This window comes from Ideonella sp. FW305-24, assembly GCF_058788035.1.
Map to the genome: position 1 here is coordinate 119,908 of NZ_JBYTAI010000004.1, position 21,218 is coordinate 141,125.

Annotated in this window: 16 protein-coding genes; 13 read left to right on the plus strand and 3 right to left on the minus strand. The window is 69.9% G+C overall.

The window, feature by feature from the left end:
• Nucleotides 1-56: 56 nt before the first annotated feature.
• Genes AC3WR5_RS12505 through AC3WR5_RS12515 form a run of 3 tightly spaced genes read right to left on the minus strand, consistent with a single transcriptional unit; the run spans nucleotide 57 to nucleotide 1,888 of the window.
• A complete protein-coding gene (locus AC3WR5_RS12505; RefSeq protein WP_492484812.1) occupies nucleotides 57-863 on the minus strand; it encodes an alpha/beta fold hydrolase in 807 nt (268 codons plus the stop codon).
• Between the two features lie 3 nt (nucleotides 864-866).
• Complete coding sequence (locus AC3WR5_RS12510) at nucleotides 867-1,274, minus strand: VOC family protein (RefSeq protein WP_492484814.1); 408 nt, start codon at nucleotides 1,272-1,274, stop codon at nucleotides 867-869.
• A 44-nt stretch (nucleotides 1,275-1,318) separates the two neighbouring features.
• Nucleotides 1,319-1,888 carry a GNAT family N-acetyltransferase gene (locus AC3WR5_RS12515; RefSeq protein WP_492484816.1) on the minus strand — a complete coding sequence of 190 codons (570 nt, stop codon included), beginning with the start codon at nucleotides 1,886-1,888 and terminating at the stop codon, nucleotides 1,319-1,321.
• A 303-nt stretch (nucleotides 1,889-2,191) separates the two neighbouring features.
• Between AC3WR5_RS12515 and AC3WR5_RS12520 the strand changes: the two genes are divergently transcribed.
• The 13 genes from AC3WR5_RS12520 (at nucleotide 2,192) to AC3WR5_RS12580 (ending at nucleotide 21,215) form a co-directional block, all read left to right on the plus strand.
• Nucleotides 2,192-6,097, plus strand: coding sequence for an acyltransferase domain-containing protein (locus AC3WR5_RS12520; RefSeq protein WP_492484818.1), 3,906 nt, complete (start codon nucleotides 2,192-2,194; stop codon nucleotides 6,095-6,097).
• On the plus strand, nucleotides 6,090-9,413 hold the full coding sequence (locus AC3WR5_RS12525; RefSeq protein ID WP_492484819.1) for a beta-ketoacyl synthase N-terminal-like domain-containing protein: 3,324 nt from the start codon (nucleotides 6,090-6,092) through the stop codon (nucleotides 9,411-9,413). The genes AC3WR5_RS12520 and AC3WR5_RS12525 overlap by 8 nt, the downstream gene beginning before the upstream one ends.
• Complete coding sequence (locus AC3WR5_RS12530) at nucleotides 9,410-10,978, plus strand: class I adenylate-forming enzyme family protein (RefSeq protein ID WP_492484820.1); 1,569 nt, start codon at nucleotides 9,410-9,412, stop codon at nucleotides 10,976-10,978. Before AC3WR5_RS12525 ends, AC3WR5_RS12530 begins: the two co-directional genes overlap by 4 nt.
• Nucleotides 10,975-11,664, plus strand: coding sequence for a methyltransferase family protein (locus AC3WR5_RS12535; protein ID WP_492484822.1), 690 nt, complete (start codon nucleotides 10,975-10,977; stop codon nucleotides 11,662-11,664). The genes AC3WR5_RS12530 and AC3WR5_RS12535 overlap by 4 nt, the downstream gene beginning before the upstream one ends.
• 25 nt (nucleotides 11,665-11,689) lie before the next feature.
• Nucleotides 11,690-12,340, plus strand: coding sequence for a methyltransferase family protein (locus AC3WR5_RS12540; RefSeq protein WP_231010879.1), 651 nt, complete (start codon nucleotides 11,690-11,692; stop codon nucleotides 12,338-12,340).
• On the plus strand, nucleotides 12,337-13,326 hold the full coding sequence (locus tag AC3WR5_RS12545; protein WP_492484825.1) for an NAD-dependent epimerase/dehydratase family protein: 990 nt from the start codon (nucleotides 12,337-12,339) through the stop codon (nucleotides 13,324-13,326). The genes AC3WR5_RS12540 and AC3WR5_RS12545 overlap by 4 nt, the downstream gene beginning before the upstream one ends.
• A 10-nt stretch (nucleotides 13,327-13,336) precedes the next feature.
• A complete protein-coding gene (locus tag AC3WR5_RS12550; RefSeq protein ID WP_492484827.1) occupies nucleotides 13,337-16,120 on the plus strand; it encodes a PEP/pyruvate-binding domain-containing protein in 2,784 nt (927 codons plus the stop codon).
• Nucleotides 16,117-17,043 carry a UbiA prenyltransferase family protein gene (locus AC3WR5_RS12555; protein WP_492484829.1) on the plus strand — a complete coding sequence of 309 codons (927 nt, stop codon included), beginning with the start codon at nucleotides 16,117-16,119 and terminating at the stop codon, nucleotides 17,041-17,043. The genes AC3WR5_RS12550 and AC3WR5_RS12555 overlap by 4 nt, the downstream gene beginning before the upstream one ends.
• A 126-nt stretch (nucleotides 17,044-17,169) precedes the next feature.
• The gene (gene alaC, locus AC3WR5_RS12560) at nucleotides 17,170-18,390 is read left to right on the plus strand and encodes an alanine transaminase (RefSeq protein ID WP_492484831.1); all 1,221 of its coding nucleotides are present in this window, start codon (nucleotides 17,170-17,172) and stop codon (nucleotides 18,388-18,390) included.
• Nucleotides 18,391-18,706: 316 nt separating this feature from the next.
• Nucleotides 18,707-18,886, plus strand: a complete 180-nt coding sequence (locus tag AC3WR5_RS12565) for a hypothetical protein (RefSeq protein WP_211361513.1) — start codon at nucleotides 18,707-18,709, stop codon at nucleotides 18,884-18,886.
• Between the two features lie 21 nt (nucleotides 18,887-18,907).
• The gene (locus AC3WR5_RS12570) at nucleotides 18,908-19,459 is read left to right on the plus strand and encodes a hypothetical protein (RefSeq protein WP_492484833.1); all 552 of its coding nucleotides are present in this window, start codon (nucleotides 18,908-18,910) and stop codon (nucleotides 19,457-19,459) included.
• Entirely contained in the window at nucleotides 19,417-20,022 is a 606-nt protein-coding gene (locus tag AC3WR5_RS12575; RefSeq protein WP_492485482.1) for a S41 family peptidase, read from the plus strand. Before AC3WR5_RS12570 ends, AC3WR5_RS12575 begins: the two co-directional genes overlap by 43 nt.
• A gap of 593 nt (nucleotides 20,023-20,615) precedes the next feature.
• Complete coding sequence (locus AC3WR5_RS12580; RefSeq protein ID WP_492484835.1) at nucleotides 20,616-21,215, plus strand: TetR/AcrR family transcriptional regulator; 600 nt, start codon at nucleotides 20,616-20,618, stop codon at nucleotides 21,213-21,215.
• Nucleotides 21,216-21,218: the final 3 nt, after the last annotated feature.

Consider the following 21,218-nt stretch of genomic DNA (forward strand, 5'->3'; position numbering starts at 1 on the left):
GCAACAGCGGCGCTGAAAACCAGTTGAGGCGGCCCTGCGTGGCCGCCTTTTTTGGATCAGTTCCGCAAGAATGCGGCCGCCTGGACGCCCCAGGTGCCGACCTCGGCGGTGCTGGTGGCGATGCGCAGCTCGGCGGCTGGCAGCAGCCCGGCGAGTTTTGTCGAGGTCGAGATCGGATGGGCTGGGTCGCTGTCCCAGCCGAGGATCAGCGTGGCCTGTTGGATGCCGCGCAGCGCGGCCGGCGCTGGCAGGTCCGAGGCCGCTGCGCCGGCCAGCACCAATGGCAGCGTTGGCAGTGCGACTGCTTCCAGCGGCGAGGAGCGTGGGCTGTTGGCGAAGATGGGCGGTACCGGGGCCATGGCCACTGCTTTCTCCAGCAGCGCCACCTTGCCGCTGGCGGCCACGGCTGCGAGCTTCCGGTAGACCTGGACCTGCGCCGCGCGGGTGTGCCAGGCGGTGGGCGGTGCTGTCAGCACCAGCTTGCGAAAGCGCGCGGGCCGCTTCAGTGCGGCATGCAGCGCAGTGCCGGTGCCCATGGACAGGCCAATGACAGAGACCGGTGCGCCGGCCGAAAAGTGATCGGCCAGGGCCAGCAGGTCGTCGGCCAGCGAAGACCAGCGGAAGGCCTCGGCCCGTTCGCCGCCGCGCGAGTCGCCGTGGCCGCGGGCGTCGTACGCCACCAGCCGGCAACCCGCCTCGGCCACCGGAGAAAAATCGACCAACCCTCGCTGACTGTCCACCGCGCGGCTGCAGAACAGGCCATGCGCGTACAGCACGACCGGGCCAGTCCCTTGCACGCTGCAGGCCAGCCGTGTGCCGTTGGCCTCGACAAACTCGGTGGCCTGCAGCTCGGCGGCGCCCATGCGTCAGGGCGCTGGCGGTGCCACCAGCGGCTGCACCAGGTGGATCAGGTTGCCGCAGGTGTCCTCGAACATCACCGCGATGATGGGCCCCATGTTGACCGGCTCGCCGCGGAAGCGCACGCCCTTGGCGGCCAGCCTGGCCTTCTCGGCATGCACATCGCTGGTGATGAAGGCGGTGGCCGGAACGCCGGCGTCGAACAGCGCCTGCTGGTAGACCTTGGCCGGCGGGAAGCCCATGGGTTCCAGCACCAGCTCCACGCCTGCCATGCCTTCCGGCGCCGTCACGGTCAGCCAGCGGTATTGCGGGCCCATCGGGATGTCGGCGCACTTCTCGAAACCCAACACCTCGGTGTAGAACGCCAGGGCCTTGTCCTGATCGTCCACCGGCACGCTGCTGAACTTGATCTGCAAGGTGGTCTCCTGTTGGTTCGAGTGAAAACAGAGGGGTGACCGTATCACGAGGCCAGGCGGGCGGCCAGCCACTCCCGCTGCAACAGGCCGTACATGGCCGTGTCCGACACCTCGCCGGCGACGAACCAGCGCTCGCGCAGCAGGCCTTCGCACTGGAAACCCAGTCGCACCAGGCTGCGGCCGGAGGCGACGTTGCGCGGGTCAATGTCGGCCTCCAGCCGGTTCAGGTTCAGCGCCGGACCGAAGGCCCAGGCTATCAGTGCGCCAACGGCCTCTTGCACGTAGCCCTGGCGCCAGGCGTGAGGCGCGAGCGAATAGCCAAGCTCGGCGCGCCGGCTGTCCTGCACCAGGCTGAACAGCGAACAGGTGCCGATCATGGCCTCGTCGCTGCGCCGGATCAGGCCCAGGCGGATCGCCTTGCCTTCGGCCAGCTGGCGCTGGTCGCTGGCGATCATCGCGTCCGCCTGCGCCATCTCGGTCCATGGGCCGCTGCTCCAGTAGCGCATCACCTCTGGGTCGGAAAAAAGTGCGAACAACGCGGGCGCGTCGGTGGGCTGGAGTGGGCGCAGCAACAGGCGCGGCGTGTCCAGCTGCAGGGTGGAGAAGTCGTGCATCGGCCGGACTGTAGGGCATGCGCTGGTGCCGTCGTCCGGCCGTCCGCCTGGCGCTGGCCCGGGTGCCATACAGCACCCCGTATGCACGGCTGGCGTGCGAAGTCGCACTCTCGCATGCGTCATGTAGATGACACATTCCACTTTTTTCTAGGGGGCTGACGCGTTTCATCCCTAGGTATCAGGGTGACGTGAGACAGATTTGTGACGAACATGTGACTACCCTGTAAACAGCAGTACGCGCCAGGAAGGCCTCGAAGTAGCTGTCTCGCTTCCAAAGGTCCCTCAATCAAAAGGGAGTGGTAGATGAGAGGGTTGGAGTCCCGCCTGCCGGCGCTGCTGTGCGTCCGCGGCGAACACGCCGGGCAGATCCGGCAGCGCCTGGCGGAGGTCGCCAGCGGTGCCCGTTCGCTGGCCTCGCTGGCCGACGAAACCGGCACCTGCGCGGCCGTGATGCTGGTACGCGATGCGCACCCCGAAGCGCTGCGCCGGCTGTTGGCCGATGCTGCCGCGGCGCTGCAGCCCGGCCACGCCATCGCCGATGCCCGGCTCGGCCTGTATTTCGATCCTTCGCCGCCGGGCGAACCGGCGCTGGCCTTCCTGTTCCCCGGCCAGGGCAGCCAGGCCCTGGGCATGCTGGCGCCGCTGAACGAGGTGTTACCCGGCTTCGCCGAACGTGTGGCAGCGCTGGACGCCGACGGCAGCTGGCGCGCGCTGATCAACGCCGCACGCAGTGCCACCGCCGAAGCCGCGCTGCGCGACACCCGCCACGCCCAGCCGGCCATCGGGCTGGTCTCGATCGCGCTGGCGCAGACGCTGCTGGCGCTCGGGCTGGCGCCCCGCTTTGCGGCCGGCCACAGCTATGGCGAGCTGCCCGCACTGGCGCTGGCCGGCGCCTTTGACGCCGCCACGCTGCTGCAGCTCAGCGTGGCGCGAGGCCAGCTGTTGGGCGAGGCGGGCGACGAGGCCGCCGGCGCAATGCTGGCCCTGCTGGCCGACACCGCCAGCATCGAGGCGCTGCTGGTCGAGGCCGGCCCGGGGGCCGTGCTGGCCAATCGCAACAGCCCGCGCCAGGGCGTGGTCTCGGGTGAGCTCGCGGCGGTGGCGCGTGTCGAGGCGCTGGCGCGGGCCCGTGGCCTGCGCTGCACGCGGCTGCAGACGGCCTGCGCCTTCCACTCGCCGCTGATGGCCAGCGCCGCCGCGCGCTGGCAGGCGGTGCTGGCCGCCGCGCCGGTGCAGCCGCCGGCCGGCCTCACGGTGCTGGCCAATGTCAGCGCCCGGCCGCACCAGGCCTCGGCCGCATCGGTGCGCGATCTGCTGGCGCGCCAGGTCGAGGCGCCGGTTTGCTGGCAGGCCTCGGTCGAGCACCTGCACGCCCTGGGCGCACGCGTGTTCGTGGAGGTCGGCCCCGGCCGGACCTTGACCGAGCTGGCCGGCCAGATCCTGAAGGACAGGCCGCATGTGGCGCTGGCCTGCGACCCCGGCAATGCCGACCCGCGCGAGCACCTGCTGCAACTGCTGGCGCGCCTGGTCTCGCTCGGTTTGCGACCTGCGCTGCGGGACTTTGCGCTGGACGTTCCGGCCTTCACGTCACCGCCGGCCGCCGCGCGCCTGCTGCCTTCCCCACCTCTTGCCACGGCCCTCCCGCCGCTTCCGCCCGTGAATGCCCTGAACCACTTCCTCGACGTCAACGGCCGGGTCATGACCCGCTTCTTCGAGCAACAGTCCTCGTTGGTGGACCTGTGTGCAGGCAGCCTGGCCGGCGAGCGCCAGCAGTTGTTCACGGCACTGGTGCAGGCCAACCAGCAGGCGCTGGAGAGCTACCTGCAGACGCAGCAGCAGGCGGTACTGGGCCGGCCTGTTGCGGAAGCGGCGCTGCCGGCGGCGGCATCGGCCGCATTGCTACCGCCGGTCTTGGCGCCAACGCCTGCACACACACATGAGGCACCTGTGCCGCCCTTGGTCACCGGACCGTTGACGCCCGCGGCCCCGGCCGGCAGCGAGCCCTGGTTTCGCTCGATGATCGCCAACCTGACCGGTTTCCCCGAAGCCATGGTGCGGGCTGACAGCGACTTCGAAGGCGAACTGGGGCTGGACTCGCTGACCATGGCCGAGGTCTGGTTTGCGCTGGTCGATGAATTCCCGCAGCTCGACAGCCAGCGCGACGCCTTCCGCCAGTGCCGCAGGATCTCGGACGCCGTGGCGCTGATCGCCTCACTGGGCGACATGCCACCGGCAGTGGCCGAGGCGCCGGTGCCTGAGTCCAGGCCTGTGGTCGTGGCGGCGCCGAAAGCTGCTGTGGCCATGACCCGTGCTGCACCGGCCGTGGTGCCCGGGGTGCAGGGGCCGCTGGCCGCGCTGCGCGACGAGATCGTCGCCCGCATTGCGGTGGCCAAGGGCCTGGCGGCGGACGCCATCGCGCCCGACGCCGACTTCGAGCGCGAACTGGGCCTGGACGTGTTCACCCGTGCCGAGCTGTGCGACGAGCTGGTGCAGCGTCGGCCGGCGCTGGCGGTGGCTGGCCGCGAGCTGGTGCATGCCAGCTCGGTCGCCGGCCTGCTGGCGCTGTGCGGCCGGGTGCTGGGGCTGGAAGACGCCGAGGGCCAGCCAGAGCGGCTGGGCCGCCACGTTCGCGTGGCGCTGCCGGTGCCGCTGCCGGCGCACGCGGCCTGGCCGGCCCATGTGCTGCTGGCCGGCGCCGCCGGCCCGCTGTTCGACCAACTGCACGCCACGCTGCTGGGCCACGGCGTGGCGGTCGATGCCTGGCATGTCTCGGCCACCGGTTTCAGGCCCAGCAGCGAGCCGGAGCTGCCGCCCATCGGCATGGACGAAGTGGACCGCCTGGCCGCGGCGCTGCCGGCTCCCGCCGGCGCCAGCGCGCTGCTGTTCGTGGCCGGCAGCGGACTCGCGCAGCCCGATTCTGATACCGACTGGTCGGCCGGCGTCGAAGCCGCGGCCACCGGCGCCTTTGTGCTGGCCAAGGCCTTGTGCCAGCGAGAGCTGGCCTGGTTTGGCGTGCTGGGCAGCGCCCATGCCGGCCCGGCCTGGACGGCCTCGCGCGGCGTGGCCCGCACGCTGGCGCGCGAGTGGCCGGCCACGCGGGTGCGTTCGCTTTGGCTGGAAGACGCGGCCCTGCCGGCCGGCGCGATGGATGCCGGCCTGCTGGCGCGCGCCATGGACGTGTTCTGTGCCGGCCCCAGCGAACAGGACCTGGTGCTGCGCGGCGGCAGGCTGTTCCAGCACAGCCTGCAGGCCCGCCCCAGCGAGTTGCGGCCGGCCCGGCCGCCGGCGCTCGGGCCGTCGTCCACGCTGCTGCTGCTCGGTGGTGGGGATGGCATCACCGCCGAGGTGGCGGTGGCGCTGGCGGCGCGCTACCAGTGCCGCATCGCCATCATCGGCCGCACCGCCTGCCCGGCGGCCTACCCCTATCCCGAAGCCGGCACCGAGGAGGCGCTGCGCGCGCTGCTGATCGCCGAGCTGCACGCGGCGCCGGACGGCAGCGGCCGGCCGGCGGCCGAACGGCTGCGCGAGCGCCTGCGCAGCGTGGCCAGGCAGCGCGCGGTGTTCGCCACCTGCCAGCGCATTGCCCAGGCTGGCGGCCGTTGCCACCACGAAGCGGCCGACGCGACGCAGCGCGAGCAGATGGTGGCCGCGCTGGCGCGCATCTGCCAGGCCTGCGGGCCCATCCACGGCGTGGTGCACGGCGTGGGCGTGACCGAGGATGCGCTGCTGGCCAGGAAGTCGGTGGCCTCGTTCCGTCGCGTGCTGCGCAGCAAGACCGAATCGGTGGCCTTGATGCGCGAACTGCTGCAGGCCGAGCCGCTGGCCTTTGCCTTCCTGTTCAGCTCGCTCAGCGTGCATGCCGGCACGCCGGGCCAGGTCGACTACGTGGCGGCCAACGAGGTGCTGGGCGCCGTGGCCGAGGCATGGAATGCCGAGGCGAGCTACCCGGTGCGGGCGCTGCTCTGGTCGGTCTGGTCCGAGGCCGGGCTGGCCTCGGCCTCGCTGGTGCGGCAGATGGCCAGGCTGGGCCTGCCTGGCATCAGCACGGCGCAGGGCGTGGCCCAGCTGCAGGACGAACTCGCGCGGGGCGACAAGGACGAGCCCTGGGTGCTGCTGGCCCCCGAGGCGACGCTGGACTATGCGCTCAACGGCGATGCCACGCCGGTGCCGGCCCAGGTCGCGCTGGCCGAGGAGGGTGTGCATGCCTGAGCCAACCCGCCGCCGCCCGCCGATGGCAGTGACCGGCATGGGCGGCCTGTTCCCCGGTGCCAATGATGTAGAGGCCTTCTGGCAGCGCATCCTGACTGCGCAGGTCGCCCAGGCCGAGTCGCAGGAAGGCCGCTGGGGCGTGCCGCGGGCGCGCTACCTCGGCCCGCCCGGCACCCCGGACCGCGCCTATGCCGACGCGGCCTTCACGATCGCGCTGCCCGAGGCCGGCCAAGGCGACAGTGCCGACCCGCAGGTGCGTGCCGGCCGCCACGCGGTGCGTGCCGCGCTGGCCGACGCCGCGCGCGCTGGCCAGCCGCTGCTGCTGGACGGCGTGGCCCTGGTCGCGGCCACTTCCTGGAGCGCCCCCAGCTACTTCGGCCACGACGCGGCGCAGCACCTGGGCCTGGCCGCGCCCGCCGGCCCGGCGCATGCGCCCGAGGCCCAGCTGGCTGCACTGGCGCCCGAGCTGGGCGGCCCGCGCCTGGCCGTGGACACGGCCTGCGCCTCCTCGCTGTATGCACTGGACCTGGCCGCCGGGCTGCTGGAAAGCGGCCAGGCGCGGGCCGTCGTGGTATTGGGCCTGAACGTGCTGATGCCGCCGTTCCTGTTCATCGGCTTTTCCAAGCTGATGGCCTTGTCGCCGGCTTCGCGCATTGCGCCGTTTGCCGCCGATGCATCCGGCATCGTGCCTGGCGAATGCGCTGCGGCGCTGGTGCTGGAGCCGCTGCACCTGGCGCGCGCCGCCGGCCGGCAGGTCGTGGGCCTGGTGCGCGCGGTGGGGCTGGCGGCCGACGGTGCCGAGCGTTCTGTTTTCGCGCCAGGTGCCGATGGCCAACGGCTGGCCTATGAGCGCGCCTTCGAGGGCCTGGACCGGCACGCGGTGGACTATGTCGAGGCCCACGGCACGGCGACCACGGTGGGCGACGAAACCGAGATCCACACGCTGCAGGCCTTCTTCGGCGCCGGCCGCGACCGGCCCTTGCCCATCGGTTCGGTCAAGGGCCTGATCGGCCACACGCTGGCCGCCGCCGGCATCGCCTCGGTCATCAAGGGCCTGAAGATGCTGGCCACGCGCACGCTGCCTCCGCACCTGCCGGTCACGCCGCATGCCGGCCTGGCCGACACGCTGCTGACGCTGGCCACCGCACCCCAGGTGCTGGGCGAGCTGGGCCGGCCTATGCGGGTCGGCATCTCGGGTTTCGGCTTTGGCGGCGCGAATGCGCACGTGGTGCTGGAGGAAGCGCCCACGATGGCCGCAGGGATCGTCGCCGTCGAAGCTGCCGCGCCCGCCGAGGCCCTGGCCATCGTCGACTTCGAGGCCGCCTTCGCCAGCGTGAACGGTGCCGCTTCGCTGGCCGCGGCGGCTCGCGGCGGCGAGTGGCCCGCCGGCCGCTTCCCGACCACGCTGCGGGTGGACGCCCAGGGCCTGCGCATGGGCCCGAACTTCCTGCGCCGGCTGGACCCGCTGCAACTGCTGGCCACCCACCTGACCCGCGAGCTGCTGGCCCGCCATCCCGGCAGCAGCGGCTCGGCGGCCACCGGCATTGTGCTGACCAGCAACCTCGGTGGCGAGATGAGCCTGCGGCTGTCGCGCAAATACGCCGCGCTGTTCGCCGACCGGGCTGCTGCAGCCGACGGGCCGGAGACCAGCATCGAGGCGATTGCCTCGGCGCTGCCGACCATGTGCTCGGGCTACCCGGCCTATCACCTGGACTTGCGCGGCTTTCACGAAACCCTGGCCGGCGAGCCCGGCAGTTTCTGGACCTCGCTGCGGCTGGCGCCGCGCTGGCTGGCCGGCAGCTGCCAGGCCCTGGTGCTGGGCGCGGCGCGGCAGGTCAAGAGCCCGCTGGAGGCGCAGCAGGCCGGCGCGCAGGACGGCCTGGGCCTGTTCCTGCTGAAGACCGAGGCCCAGGCCCGCGCGGCGGGCGAGCCGCTGCTGGCGCTGCTGCGCCCGCTGGCGCCGGGGCTGGCGCTGCCGGCGGCCTGCGCGCAGGCCGGGCTGGACCTGGCCACCATTGCGCTGCGGCTGCGCTGCGAGCTGCACCAGGCCGCGCTGGCCGAGGCGGCCGGTGTTGAGCTGCTGGCCCAGGCGCTGCTGGCGCCCGAGCGCCGCGTGGCCATCGAGGTCTGCCGGCAAGGCCAGCCGGTGCAGGCCTGGGTACTGGACAAGGACAAGGAGGCGGCGTTCAGCGCCGTGCCGCGCCAGCCGCAGCTGCCGCTGGAGATCTGCTTTGCGCCGCATGGCCGCGCGGCCGATGTGAGCTTGCCGGCCTCGCCGGCGACTGAGTCGGGCGCATCGGCGGCGCGCTGGGCCCAGCAGGCCGGCCAGGCCTTGCAGGCGTTTTTCGCTGCCCAGCGCCGCGCGCTGGACCTGCTGCAGGGGCCGGGTGCGGCGCTGCGGCCGGGCCTGGTGCCGATGTCGGTGCCTGCGTTGCCGCCGGCCGTGGCCATGCCCGATTTCGGCGTGCTGCAAGCCATCGCCAGCACCGCGCAAGGCCTGTCCGCCGAGCTGCGGGTGGACGAGGAAGACCCGTATTTCTTCGACCATGCGCTGGACCATGTGCCCGGCATCCTGATGGTCGAAGGCATCGTGCAGCTGGCCCTGCACCGCGCGCCCGGCCACTGGGTGCGCCGGCTGGCGCTGAAGTTCCGCCGCTTCTGCGAGAAGCAGCATGCGGTGCGCATCGAGCTGCTGCCGCGGGCCGGTGGGCTGTGCTTTGGCGGCCAGGTGCTGCAGCACGGCCAGGCTGTGGGCAGCTTCGAGATCGAGCTGGGTGCGCCGCCGCTGCTGCCGGTGGGCATCGCGGCGCCGGTCCGCCCGGTGGACCAGCCGCAGCTGCTGCACAAGCGGCATGCGGCCAACGTGCTGGTCGGGCCGCTGGCCGAAGGCGCCCGTGGCCATGACACGGCGCTGGTGCCGCCACCGGCCGGCCACCGCTTCGCGCACGGCGCGCCAGGCTTCCATGGCCCGCTGTATCTGCTGGAGACCGCGCGCCAGGCGGTGATGCTGGGCGCCCACGGCGTGATGGGCATTCCGCTGGGCCTGCCGATGAACCTGCTGGCGCTGGAGCTGCGCCTGGCCGAGCCGGCCCCGCGCGCGGCCAGCCTGGCCTACCGCCTGCAGCCACAGCCGCTGCGCAAGGTCGACACGATGACGCTGGCCGACGTGCGCACCGTGCTGCTGGAGGGCGAGCGGGTGCTGGGCGAGGTGCTGATCAAAGCCCAGGTGGTGGACGCCGGCACCTACGAGCAGCAGCGCGGCCGCGAGCCGGCGCCGCAGGCCGGCGCTGCGGTGCTGGAACGGAGCGCGGGATGACGGCCGTCGCGGCAAGTCCGGCAGCACCGGCCGGCCCGATCGAACGCCTGCTGGCGCAGGTCGAGATCAGGCCGGACGCGCCAGCCATCGAGATGGAAGCCAGCGGCCAGGTGCTGAGCTACCGCGGCCTGCAGGGGCTGATCGAGGATGTGCGCGCGGCCTTGCAGGCGCTGGGCGTGGGCGAGGGCGACGCGGTGCTGGTGGCCCTGCCGGCCTGCCCGGAGCTGGTGGCGGCGTTCTACGCGCTGGCTTCGCTGTCGGCCTTGTTCGTGCCGGTGGCCGAAGACCTGACGCCCTTCGAGCTGGCCCCGGTGCTGGCCGATGCCAGGCCCAAGGGCGTGATCGTCGCCGAGGCCGGCATGCTGGCCCGTGTGCTGGGCCCCAGCGTGGGCTTTGCGCTGCTGCTGCAGGGCCAGGCGCCTGTGGTGCAGGCGATTGACGGCGTGCGCGTGGCGGTGCTGGCGCAGTGGGTGGGGCAACAGCAGGGCCGGCGCTGCGCGCTGCAGCCGCCGCCGGGCAATCCGCTGGTCAGCTGCCACTTCACCTACAAGGGACTGGGCTATCCGCTGGGCGTGCTGCACCGCTATGCCAGCTACGGCGCCTGCATCGAAGGCCTGCTGGCCAGTGCCGGCGTGCGGGCCGGCTCGGTGCATCTGGCGCTGCTGCCGCTGCACCCGATCTATGCGCTGCTGGCCAGCGTGCTGTCGCCGCTGTCGCTGGGCGCGCATGTGATCGTGGTCACCGGCTCGGGGCGGCGCCATGTGCTGGCGCTGCTGAGCCGGCGGCAGGTCGAATGTGCCTCGCTGGTGCCCACCATCTACCGCCTGCTGGTGGCGCAGGCGCGCTCGCCGGGCCGGCACAAGGCCGGCGCGCTGCATCCCGAGCTGCTGCTGGTGACCGGCGGCAGCCACATGAGCCCCGAGGCCATGGCCGAGGTGGAAGAAGCCGTGGGCGTGCGGCCCAGCCAGGGTTACGGGCTGACCGAGGCCTTGCTGGTGTGTGCCAATTTCCGCGGCAGCGCGCAGCCGCATTCGCTGGGTTTGCCGCTGCAGGGTGGCCTGCGGGGTGGTGTGCAGGTGGCGGTGCTGGACGCGCAAGGCCAGCCGCTGCCGGCCGGCCGGGTCGGCGAGATCGTCGTCAGCGGGCCCTGCCTGATGCAGGGCTACCTGGGCCGGCCGCGTGAAACCGCGCGCTTCCTCAAGGGCGGCCGCATGCACACCGGCGACCTCGGCCACCTCGATGCCCAGGGCCACCTGCATTTCGACGGCCGGGCCATGCCTTTCACCAAGAGCGCGGCGCAGATGGTGGACCTGCCGGAGATCGAGGCGGTGCTGCGCCGCCATCCGCTGGTGGCCGACGCGCGGGCATCGGTGCGCAACGACCCGCTGCGCGGCGAACGCGTCGACGCCTCGGTGGTGCTGCGCGCCGGCGCGGCCATCCAGGGTGAGGACCTGGTCACGTTTGCGCGCGGCTACCTGTCGCCCCACAAGGTGCCGCGCTCGGTGCGGCTGTTCCAGCGCGGCCTGGTGGCCACCGGCGCGCAAGACTTCCAGGAGAGTGCATGACCCAGGTTTCCGTGCCGACTGTGGCGGCTGCGGCCCGTGGCAAGGCCTTGCGCGCGGCCATGCCGCTGCTGTTGACCGTTGGCGGCTTCGTGCTGATCGGCGGGCTGTGCGGCTACAGGCTGTACCAGCTCGGGCCCACGCTGCAGGCCAGCTTTTGCGCGGCGGCCGTGGCGCTGTATGCCGGCTGGCTGGGCTGGGAGTCGCGCGTGTCGGTCGCCGAGGTCGGCAAGCGCACGGCCGACCATGACCGCGGCACGATGGAGATGGCCGCCGCCGCCAAGATCACGCTGCTGCTGGCCGCGCTGATCCCGCCCAGCCACGTGATGGCCGTGGCCGCGCTGCCTGGCCTGGCGCTGATGGCGCTGGGCATCGCGCTGCGCACCACGGCCATCCGCCAACTGGGTGCCGCCTACAGCCACCGCATCCGCGTGCCGGCGCTGCCGCTGGTCGAGCACGGGCTGTATGCGCGCCTGCGCCACCCGGCCTACCTCGGCACCCTGCTGGCCCATGCCGGTGTTGCGCTGGTCTTCTTCAACCCCTGGTCCCTGGCGGCGCTGGCGCTGCTGTGGGCGCCCGCGGTGCTGATGCGCACGCTGGTCGAGGACCGTTGCCTGATGGCCTTGCTGCCCGAATACGCCGCCTACGCGCGGCGCGTGCCCGCCCTGCTGTTGCCCGGGCTGTATTGACCAACCCCACCGAACCGGAGCCCCCATGAAACATCTGCAAGAGCGCTTGCCGCTCATCCTGTCGATCTCGTTTGTCACTGCCATCCTGGTGCTCACGCTGTGGCGGCTGTCGGCCTGGGCCGATCCGGCGCGGCTGCTGGCCTTTGCCTTTGTCGGCGCCTACCTGCTTTGGCTGGCGGTGGAGGCGCGGGTGGCCGTCGGTGAAATCGGCAAGGGCCAGACCGGGCTGGACCGCGGCACGCTGGAGCTGTATGCCTTCGGCCGGGCCGTCACGGTGCTGGCCGCGCTGGCGCTGGCGCCGGCCCAGCAGGCCATCGGCGCCCAGGCGGCCGGCGGCTTTGTGCTGTTTGTCGCCGCGGTGCTGTGGCGGCTCAACGCGATCCGCGAGCTGGGCCGTTTCTACTCCCACCGGGTGCGGCTGCGCGGCGACCACCAGATCGTCGACACCGGGCCTTACCGCTTCATGCGCCACCCTGCCTACACCGGGATGATCTTCGCCCACCTGGGGCTGGTGCTGTTCTTCTTCAGCTGGCCCGCTGCCGCGCTGCTGGTGCTGCTGTTCGTGCCGGCGGTGGTGCTGCGCATCCTGGTCGAGGAAAAGGCCTTGATGAGCACGCTGGCCGGCTACCGCGAATTCAGCCAGGGCCGGCCACGGCTGCTGCCGCTGGTGTGGTGAGCGGCGCGCGCATGGCCCCGCTGGCGCTGGCCATCACCGGCGCCACCGGCTTCACCGGCAGCGCGCTGCTGCGCCGGCTGGCCGCCGAGCCGCCCGGCAGCGTCAGCGCGCGGGCGCTGGTGCGAGGCGAGGGCAGCCGCGTGGCGAGTGCCTGCGTCACGCCAGTCATCGGCGCCTTGCCGGCGCTGTCGGAGGGCGCTGTCGAGCAGCTCTTTCCCGCGGGGCCGCATGTGCTGGTGCACCTGGCCAATCACAACGTGGGCGACGCGGCCAGCTTCGAAGCGGTGAACGTGGAGGGCACGCGGCGCCTGCTGGCCGCGCTGCCGGCCTCGTGCCAGGGCATTGTCTATGGCAGCTCGCTGTCGGTGCTGGGCCAGGCCGCGCAAGAGGGCGTGGACGAGCTCGCGCCGGTGGCGCCGCAGACTGCGCTGGCGCACTCGCGGCTGGCGGCCGAGCAACTGGTGCTGGCCGCGGCGCAGGCGCGTGGCATTGGCGCCTACCTGCTGCGCCCGCGCTTCGTGCTGGGCCGCGGTGACGCGGCCACGCTGCCCGGCCTGCTGCGGCTGGCCAGGCGCGGCCTGGCGCTGGGCAGCGGCGCGCAGCGCTGGTCGGTGATCGACGTGGACGACTACGCCAACATCATGCTGCGCCTGTGCCACCGGCTGCAGGCTGGCAGCCAGGTGCGCGGCCCGCTGCACATTGGCTACGCGCGGCCGATCAGCTTCGACGAAGTGCGCAGCGCGCTGGGCGAAGCCTTTGCGCTGCCGCCGGTGCGCCGGCGAGTCCCGGTGTCGGGGCGGGTGACGCGCCTGATGTCGTCGCTGCCGCTGGCCGGGCTGCGCCGCCTGGCGACGCAGCTGGAGCTGGTCGGCCTGTCGCATTTCTCGGCCACCGACCGGCTGCAGGCCGAGGTCGGCACCGACCTGCTGGCCAAGGACCCGCGCGCCGTCGTGGCGCAGGCCGCCCGGCTTCTTTCACTGTCTTGAGGTCTTCGCCATGAGCGCATCCAGTCAGATCATGCAGGTCCCGTCCGGCCCGCCGCCGCGGTCGCGGCGCATCGGCGCCCGCATTGCCACCGAGGCCCAGTTGCGCGACGACCAGGCGGTGGGCGGCAAGCTGGCCCGCCAGCGCGTGATGCGCGAAAAAGGCCTGGCCGTGCCGCCGTTTTTTGCGCTGACCGCGGCCTTTTTCGACGAGGTCTTCTGGCCGCTGCGCGAGGAGGTGGCCCGCCTGCTGGCCAAGCTGGACTTCAGCGACGGCCAGGCCGTGCGGCAAGCGGCTGCGGCGATTCGCGAGCGCTTTGTCGCGCTGCCGCTGAGCGCCGAGCAGGAGGCCGCGGTGCTGGCCAGCTTCGACCGCCATTTCCCGGCCGACGCGCTGGTGGCGGTGCGCGCCTCGACCATCGGCCACCGGCTCGACGAGAGCGAGGACTCTGCCGACAACCCCTTCGCCGGCATGAGCGAGACCTTTCTCTACGTGCGGCGCGAAGAGGTGCTGGCCAAAATGCGGCTGTGCTGGGCCAGCGGCTTCAGCCCCGAGTCGCTGGTCTACCGCCAGGCCCAGGGCATGGACCTGCTGGGCTTCAGCGTCGGCGTGGCGGTGCAGCAGATGGTGCTGGGCCAGCGCTCCTTCGTGCTGTTCACTGTCAACCCGCGCACTGCCGCGCGCGAGACGGTGATTGCCGCCGGCCACGGCATCGGCGAGGGCGTGGTGCAGGACAAGGTTGCGACCGATCACTTCTTCGTGCTCGGCAGCAGCGGCGAGATCCGCGCCGAGGTGGTCGAGAAGACCGAGATGCTGGGGCTGGACCCGGCGCGTGGCAGCGGGCTGGCGATGCTGGCCGTGCCGGTGGCACTGCAGCAGGCGCCGGTGCTGTCGGACGACGAGGTCCGCGCGCTGGTGCAGCTGGGCCGGCGCATCGAGGCGGTGTTCGGCGCGCCGCAGGACATCGAGGGCACGATAGACGCGCAAGGCCAGGTGCATGTGCTGCAGTCGCGGCCCATCGCGCTGGACTACCGCCGCATGCGCGTCTGGACCAATGCCAACGTGACCGAGAGCTTCCCCGGCGTGACCACCGCGCTGACCTACTCGTTCTCGCGCTACTTCTATCGCGTGATCTTCCACGACTGCTACCGCCGGCTGGGCATGAGCGAGCGCGGGCTGCACGATGAACACGAGGCGCTGGACCGCATGATCGGCTTCGTGGGTGGCCGCGTGTACTACTGCCTGACCCACTTCTACCACCTGCACTCGCGCAGCCCGCTGTTCCCGGTCTTCCGCGGGCACTGGGAAAAGATGATGGGTTTTCGCGCCTCCTACCAGGCGGCGCCCGCCGGCATTTTCGGCCGCGCGCTGCGCGCCACCGGCAAGGCCCTGGCCACCGCGTCGGCCGGCGCCGTGGTGCTGTACCGCTACTTCACGCACGAGCGCGCGATGCGCCATTTCCACGCATGGTGGGAAGGCCTGATCGCGCCGCTGCGTGGCCGGGACTTCGACGAACAGGACCTGCTGGTGCTGGAGCACGAGTTCCATCGCGTGTGGCGCGAGGTCGGCAATGAATGGGGCGTCACGCTGCTGAACGACACCTACCTGCCGGTGCTGTACGGGCTGACCGAAAACCTGTTCCGGAAATGGGGCCTGGCCGAAGACGAGGCGCTGATGAGCGACCTGCTGTGCGGCGACGAGGACCTGATGAGCGTGGAGATCGTGCGCAGCGCCGTGCGGCTGGCCGAGCGGGTGCGCGCGGTGCCGGCGCTGCGCCAGGCCTTTGCCCACATGCAGCCGCAGGCGCTGTGGGACGCGGTGGCGGCCGACGCGCTGGACGCCGAGTTCTGCGCCGCCGCCAGGCGCCATTGCCACCGCTACGGCGACCGCGGCCTGCAGGAGCTGAAGATCGAGCAGCCCAACATGCGCCACACACCGCAGCTGCTGATGCAGATGGTGCAGGGCTATGTGGGCGGCGAGGTCACGGTGCAGGGCTTGCGCGAGCGCGAGCAGGCGCTGCGCCAGGCGGCCGAGCTGCGGCTCAAGGAACTGCTGGCCGATGCGCCGCTCAAGCGCCTGGTGCTGGCCTACCTGCTGCCCAAGGTGCGCGGGCTGATCCGCCACCGCGAGAACAGCCGCTATTGCCGCAGCGAGTTGTTCGGCTTCAGCAAGAACGTGTTCCGGGCCATGGGCCGGCGGCTGGTGGCGCAAGGCGTGCTGCGCAGCGCCGACGATGTCTACCACCTGTCGCAGGACGACTTGTTCGGCTGGCTGGACGGCAGCGGCGTGACCCAGGACCTGCAGGCGCTGGCCGACCTCCGGCGGCGAGAATTCAGCCAGAACGAGTTGGCCGAAACCGCAATGGACCTGACCACGCTGGGCCCGCTGCGCGACAACGTGCTGCTGGCGCCCAGCCAGGAAACGCCCACCGAAGGCGAGCTGCGCGGGCTGGGCTCCAGCACCGGCAAGGTCCGCGGCCGGGCGCGGGTGGTGATCGACCCGAACAGCGTGGGCGCGCTGGGCGAGGGCGCCATCCTGGTCGCACGCGAGACCGACCCCGGCTGGCTGTTCCTGATGCTCTCGGCCAAGGGCATGGTGGTGGAGCGTGGCAGCATGCTCTCGCACACGGCGATCACCGGCCGCAAGTTCGGCATCCCGACCATCGTCGCGCTGCCGGGCGCGACCACGCGCATTCCCGATGGCGCGCTGATCGAGATGGACGGCGCCAGCGGGCGGGTCGAGATCATCGAGCTGCCGGTGGCCGGTGACGCACCCGCCATGGCCGAGGCCGCGTGACGACCACCACCAGTACCGCCGGCTCGCGCTGGCCGCTGCTGGGCTTCCTGCACGAGGTCTATGCGCCCGGCCTGCACCTGGCCTATGCCGCCGCGTGGTACCTGGCGCTGGAGGGCACGCTGAGCGGGCTGGCGGGCCGGCAGTGGCGGCCCGACGCGCGCAGCCTGGCCTGCATTGCCACCTTTTTTCTGGTGCTGTTCTTCCTGCGCGTGGTCGACGAGTGGAAGGATCTGGCCTACGACCGTGTGCACAACCCGGATCGCCCGCTGGTGCGTGGCCTGGTCACGCTGCGCGACCTGTACCGCTACCTCTGGGTCACGGCGCTGGCGGTGCTGGCGATCAACAGCCTGCTGGCGCCCTGGCCGCTGTTCATCGTGCTGGCCGACCTGGGCTGGGGGCTGGCGCTGGTCGCGCTTGAGCGCCGCTCGGCGGCGCTGCGTGACGGCATGCTGCTGAACCTGCTGCTGACCTACCCGGTGAACGTGGCCCTCAGCGTCTACGCCTATGCCGCCTTCCTGACACGCACCGGCGCGGCGCCTTCGGCCCGCGGCGTGCTGGTGATCGTCGCGTTTGCGCTGGCTTTCCTGGTCTACGAACTGCTGCGCAAGACCGCCTGGCCGGCGCTGGCGCGGCCGGGCGAACGCCTGTATTCGCAGGTGCTGGGCGGCGGTGGCGCGATGGCGCTGGTGCTGGCCTGCGCGCTGGGCGCCAGCTTCACGCTGTTCGCGCTGTGGGTGCAGCAAGGCGTGCCGCCGGCGCTGGCGGCGCTCACCTTGCTGCCGCTGCTGCCGGCGGGCCGGGCCGCGTGGCGCTTCCTGCGTGAGCGGCAGCAACGCGTCAAGCTCACCGGCCTGGGCATGCAGAGCCTGCTGCTGTTCTACGGCGGGCTGTGCCTGCTGGCGCTTTGGCGTGCGCTGGCCTGAACTGGGTTGGCGCTGGTGCGCCAGCCCCGCAACGGGACAGGCGCGGCTTGCGTTAGAGTCGTCCCCGGACCGGCAACATGCCGCCCACGTCGCTCGGACGGTTCCGGGCGCTCACGTGACAATTCAATGAGCACTTCTTCCTCTGCCACCAGCAGCGGCAAGCGCCGCTTCGCGCGCATCGACCGCCTGCCGCCATACGTCTTCAACATCACCGCGGAGCTGAAGCTCGCGGCCCGCAGGCGCGGGGAAGACATCATCGACATGAGCATGGGCAACCCCGACGGGGCCACGCCGGCGCACATTGTCGCCAAACTCAATGAGGTCTCTCAAAGGCCGGACACGCACGGCTACTCGGCCAGCAAGGGCATCCCGCGGCTGCGCCGCGCCATCTCGCACTGGTACGAGCGGCGCTATGGCGTGGCCATCGACCCGGACCACGAGGCCATCGTCACCATCGGCTCCAAGGAGGGCCTGGCACACCTGATGCTGGCCACGCTGGACCGCGGCGACACGGTGCTGGTGCCGGACCCCAGCTACCCCATCCACATCTACGGCGCGGTGATCGCCGGGGCGGACATCCGCGCCATTCCGGTCTCCAGCGAGGTGGACTTCTTCGCCGAGCTGGAGAAGACCATCCGCGGCAGTTACCCCAAGCCGAAGATGATGGTCTTCGGCTTCCCGTCCAACCCCACCGCGCAGTGCGTGGAGCTGAGCTTCTTCGAGCGCGTGGTGGCGCTGGCCAAGAAGCACGACATCCTGGTGGTGCACGACCTGGCCTACGCCGACATCGTGTTCGACGGCTACCAGGCCCCGTCCATCATGCAGGTGCCCGGCGCCAAGGACGTGGCGGTCGAATTCTTCACGCTCTCCAAGAGCTACAACATGGCAGGTTGGCGCATCGGCTTCATGGTCGGCAACGCGGACCTGGTGGCTGCGCTGGCGCGCATCAAGAGCTACCACGACTACGGCACCTTCACGCCGCTGCAGGTGGCCGCCATCGCTGCGCTGGAGGGCGACCAGCAATGCGTGCAGGACATTGGCGCCAGCTACCAGCGCCGCCGCGACGTGCTCTACAAGGGCCTCACCGAAGCCGGCTGGGCGGTGGAGTGTCCGAAGGCCAGCATGTACATCTGGGCGCCCATTCCCGAGCCCTACCGCGCGTTGGGTTCGCTGGAGTTCGCACGCCAGCTGCTGGAGAAGGCCAAGGTCTGCGTGTCGCCCGGCATCGGCTTTGGCGACCATGGCGACGGGCATGTGCGCTTTGCGCTGATCGAGAACGAATCCCGCATCCGCCAGGCGGTGCGCGGCATCAAGGCCATGTTCAAGGCGGATGGCTTGATCAAGTAGGCGCCGGAAGCGTTGATGACCCGTCACGCATAGCTCCAACTCCTTGATCCCAATAGATTGTTCTTCTGTGACTGGTCACTGACGCTTCACTCGATCCGGAAGCGGCTTTGACCATGCGGCAGCCAAAGGAAGGGCGAACGGCCAGTTGGCAGCCGCGGTAAGCACGAATGACCAGCCGGCAGCCTGGAACACTCCCGTCGTTGCGGCGTGACTTCGAAGCAATTCACAGCGATACGTTGGCCGATCATCAAGCGCAACACTGGCCATTTGACGAGGGCATAGGCTTGACCAGCACAGGCTGCGGCAAGATGTCGCGATGATCACGCCGCGCATCAAGCCCTCGGGCTTCTCTCCTGAGGAAGCACCAGACGACATGTTCGTGCAGCGCCATTTCAAGCCAAAGATGGCCGCAGCCGTGGACGTCGTACGCCCGCGAGCGGACCGCAGCAAGGGCGGGCCGCCCGCCAGTACGAGCATCGGGTGCTCAACCGCCTGAGCTCCCAACCTTCATATCCACATGATCAAAACTCCGCGCTCCGGATTTCTTCTCTGCGTGATCTTTTGGATCGTTGCGCTCATGTCGCAAAGTTACGCGCATGCGGAAAGCACCCCATCTGCCGACGACAAAGTTGATGCAGCAAGTCGCGTCCAGATTGTAAATTCCCTCGCCGACAAAATGCGCGATCTTTACGTGTTCCCTGATATTGGAGAGCAAACGGCAATTGCACTGAAAAAGAAGCTCAATGATGGCGGCTACGATTCGGTGAAATATGCAGTAGGGCTTTCGACCCTATTGACCACTGATGTGCAAGCGATTTGCAATGACCTTCACCTTCATGTAGGTACGGGGAAACTCTGCCGATCGACTCTGATATTGACAATTCAACGCAAGCCGAAAAAGACGCCTTCACAAGAAAACAAATCGAGGCCTTTGGTTCCGCGTTTGCTACCGTTGAAAGGCTTTCGGGAAACATTGCTTACCTTGACGTACATCAATTTTCTCCCCCAAATTACTCCAAGCAGGCAATCGCGGTCGCAATGGCTCAGGTGGCTGACAGCGCCGTGTTGATCGTGGATCTGCGAAATAACCACGGTGGCGACCCCGATACGGTAGCTTTGCTTTCCAGCTACCTCTTTGATAAGCGAACGCACCTCACCGATCTTTATTGGCGTGACGGTGCACGCACGCAACAGTTTTGGACAGATGAAAATGTATTCGGACCCAAATTCGGGCAGCTTAAGCCTGTGTTTGTCCTAACGAGCAGACGCACATTTTCTGCCGCCGAAGCATTCAGCTACAATCTGAAGATACTCAAGCGCGCGACAATTGTTGGAGAGGCCACGAGCGGCGGGGCCAATCCAGGCGATATTGTTCGCCTAAAGGGTAATTTTTCTGCATTTATCCCTACTGGCCGAGCAGTCAATCCCATAACCAATACGAATTGGGAAGGCACAGGTGTGACGCCGGATGTATTCGCTTCGTTCCAAACTGCCCTTCTGGTTGCGCAAAAACTTGCAGTGCAAACATTGATTGCCGCCGAGAAAGATCAGCAAAGGTTACTGGAATTGCGTGGTAGATCGAACGAATTGGATGCACAACTTCTATCAGCTAAAGAAACCGCGGGAAAGTAGTTCAATAGCGTACAAGCATGAATTGGCGGTCTCAAGTCTGAAGTAGACCCCTTGCCAACCGGTAAGGTATGAGGATGACGGAGATATCGACATCCATAGCCTGAAGACCTGGTGACGCTGGTTGCGTTGCGGCAGCAGGGCCGAAGTCTTCGCGAAGTTGCCGCGGTGCTTGGCCGTAATCCGGCCAGCAGAGAAACTCGGGCGCAACGCGTCTCCGGGCGGCCTATGCGTCGAGCCTGGTGCAGTGCGCGAGCGTCGGCAGTCCGCCAGGCCGGCTAACAAGCTGGATGCTGACGGCCCGCTCTGGCCGGGAGTCACGCACATGCTCGGCTGGCTTTTGTCGCCGCAGCAAATCGCGAGGACAGCCGGCGCCTGTCCTCGGCCCACTGCGACTGGCTCACAGCAGCGTTGCAACCAAAGGCGTACCGCCCGTAGCGGTTGGTCGGTTCGTAGGCGGACAGGCCCGTTGCATCCAACAGAGCTCCCAACGCTGCACGCGACCGCAACTCATCAAGTAAAGCCCATGCGGATTGACCGGCCATTCGGTGATGAATATGATTGAGTAATCACTCAACTAAATATTGCCGATTGCCATGGCTCGCCCCCGTAGCGAAGACAAGCGCAACGCCATCCTGCAGGCCGCCATTGCCGAGTTCGCGGTGCGCGGCGTGTGGCACACGCCGACCTCGGCCGTCTCCAAGGCGGCCGGCGTGGCCGAGGGCACGCTGTTCACCTACTTCGCCAGCAAGGACGAGCTGGTCAACGCGCTGTACCGGCAGCTCAAGGGCGAGCTGGCCGAGCGCATGCTGGCCGGCCATCCGGCCGGCGAGGGCGTGGCCACCGTGAAGGCCGGCTTCGGCCATGTCTTCAAGACCTACGTGCACTGGGGTGCGGCCAACCCGGCGCGCTTCAAGGTGATGACGCAGCTCAAGCACTCGGACCGGGTCACGGCCGAGAGCCGCGCCGCCGGCATGGCCGCGTTTGGGCCTTTGGGCGACGCGGCGCAACAGGCCATCGCGCAGGGCGTGCTGCGTCCGTTGCCGTTCGACTTCCTGTGCGCGCTGCTGGGCGGCATGGCCGAAGCGACGATGGGTTTTGTGGCCACCGCGAAGCCGGGCGACCCGGACCATGCGGAAGCGGCTTTCGAGGTCTTCTGGCGCGGCATCGTGATGCCTGCCGGTTCTGGAGCGTGAAAC

Coding starts and splice junctions, on each gene's coding strand:
- AC3WR5_RS12550 (WP_492484827.1), top strand. CDS start 13,337: ATGAGCGCATCCAGTCAGATCATGCAGGTCCCGTCCGGCCCGCCGCCG.
- AC3WR5_RS12580 (WP_492484835.1), top strand. CDS start 20,616: ATGGCTCGCCCCCGTAGCGAAGACAAGCGCAACGCCATCCTGCAGGCC.
- AC3WR5_RS12520 (WP_492484818.1), top strand. CDS start 2,192: ATGAGAGGGTTGGAGTCCCGCCTGCCGGCGCTGCTGTGCGTCCGCGGC.
- AC3WR5_RS12515 (WP_492484816.1), bottom strand. CDS start 1,888: ATGCACGACTTCTCCACCCTGCAGCTGGACACGCCGCGCCTGTTGCTG.
- AC3WR5_RS12565 (WP_211361513.1), top strand. CDS start 18,707: ATGATCACGCCGCGCATCAAGCCCTCGGGCTTCTCTCCTGAGGAAGCA.
- AC3WR5_RS12505 (WP_492484812.1), bottom strand. CDS start 863: ATGGGCGCCGCCGAGCTGCAGGCCACCGAGTTTGTCGAGGCCAACGGC.
- AC3WR5_RS12530 (WP_492484820.1), top strand. CDS start 9,410: ATGACGGCCGTCGCGGCAAGTCCGGCAGCACCGGCCGGCCCGATCGAA.
- AC3WR5_RS12525 (WP_492484819.1), top strand. CDS start 6,090: ATGCCTGAGCCAACCCGCCGCCGCCCGCCGATGGCAGTGACCGGCATG.
- AC3WR5_RS12535 (WP_492484822.1), top strand. CDS start 10,975: ATGACCCAGGTTTCCGTGCCGACTGTGGCGGCTGCGGCCCGTGGCAAG.
- alaC (WP_492484831.1), top strand. CDS start 17,170: ATGAGCACTTCTTCCTCTGCCACCAGCAGCGGCAAGCGCCGCTTCGCG.
- AC3WR5_RS12540 (WP_231010879.1), top strand. CDS start 11,690: ATGAAACATCTGCAAGAGCGCTTGCCGCTCATCCTGTCGATCTCGTTT.
- AC3WR5_RS12570 (WP_492484833.1), top strand. CDS start 18,908: ATGATCAAAACTCCGCGCTCCGGATTTCTTCTCTGCGTGATCTTTTGG.